The 1,368-nt window shown below is 56.7% G+C and carries 1 protein-coding gene; it reads right to left on the bottom strand.

Features of this window, described 5'->3' with window-relative positions; translation table 11 throughout:
- Positions 1-262: 262 nt before the first annotated feature.
- Positions 263-1,288: an IS110 family transposase gene (locus HFK74_RS31940; RefSeq protein ID WP_180207038.1), complete on the bottom strand. Its 1,026-nt coding sequence runs from the start codon at positions 1,286-1,288 to the stop codon at positions 263-265.
- Between the last annotated feature and the right edge of the window lie 80 nt (positions 1,289-1,368).

Here is a 1,368-nt window from a genome sequence, read left to right as displayed (position 1 = left end):
GGTTTCGCTCTTACATCTATGGTTACCCCCTTTTCTGCAATACTGTTTTTGATGCGTGTTTGGCTTGCTTTCATCTATCCGGCGTCTGAGTGGGGGTGTCGCCCCGCGCCTCGATGAGAATCGATGCCCAACGATCCTTATTAGCGAGACGGCCTTTCAGCCGTGTAAGAGCCCAGGGTTGTCGTCAGGCCGGTTGGCCGTTCACGTCATCAGTTATCCAGCATCGCAAAACCAGGTGGGTGGTGCTCGGGTGACAGCAGGGTCAGGCGTTCATCGCGTTTGGCCCTGCATCGAATTCAGTACGATGTGCTGCAATTGCCCAGGCGATTCTCGCCAGTTTGTTGGCCAATGCGCAGACCACATGGTTGGAGTGATGACAGGCCAATAGCTGTCGGACCCAGTCCGCCAGCCAGCCTTTCTGGTGGTCCAGATGCATCAGGTACACCCGGGCGCATTGGACGAGCAGGCGTCGCTGGTTACGATCTCCGCGCTTGCTGATGCCCAGCAGTACGCTCTTGCCGCCGGTGGAGTGTTGTTTGGGCACCAGGCCGATCGAGGCTGAATAGCCTCGGCCGCATTTGAACTGTTTGCCATCGCCCAACTCCGCGGCCAGGACGGTGGAGGTGACCGGGCCGACACACGGCATGGTCATCAAGCGAGTCGCCAGATCATCTTCAGCGGCCTGGCATTGCAACTCCCTGTCCAGCGACTTGATCTCCTCTTCCAGATTTTTGAAATGTCGATACAGCCTCGTCAGATTGTTTTTGAAGGGCTGAGAAATTGAACTCGCCTCAAGCAGCGCCGGCAGCGAGTTGATCGATTTGAAGCCGGGGGCCAGGCTGATGCCGATTTCTAGAAGGGCCGCATGAATCCGATTGGCGGTCGCCGTGCGGTCCTTGATGAACGCATCGCGTATCGAGTTGGACATGGCTAGCACTTGCTGGGCCTGGGTTTTTACCGGCACAAAGCGCATCGTCGGGCGAGTCGCCGCTTCGCAAATTGCTTCAGCATCGGCGAAGTCGTTTTTGTTGCTTTTCACGTAAGGGCGTACGAGATGGGGGGCAATGAGCTTGGGTAAATGTCCAAGTTTTGTGACCTCCTGCGCCATGAAGTGGGCGCCGCCACAGGCTTCCATTACCACGGTGCAAGGCTCGACATTCGCCAGATGCTGGATGAGCGAGGTACGCGTAAACTTTTTGCGGTAGAGCTCATGCCCGCGATCATCTTGCGCATGCAAGTGAAAGGTATGTTTTCCCAGGTCGATGGCTGCAATAGCTACTTTGGTCATGGCAATGGTCTCCGGTGAACCCCCTGTGAAAGCTTAGTGGGCGATCACAGGGGGCGGCGGGGGTGACCATTTCATTAGCG

Origin of the sequence: Pseudomonas sp. SbOxS1 (assembly GCF_013416725.1) — a bacterium.
Classification (GTDB): Bacteria; Pseudomonadota; Gammaproteobacteria; order Pseudomonadales; family Pseudomonadaceae; genus Aquipseudomonas.
Note: the sequence above shows the minus strand (reverse complement) of the source record. Positions and strands in the feature narration are given on the sequence as shown.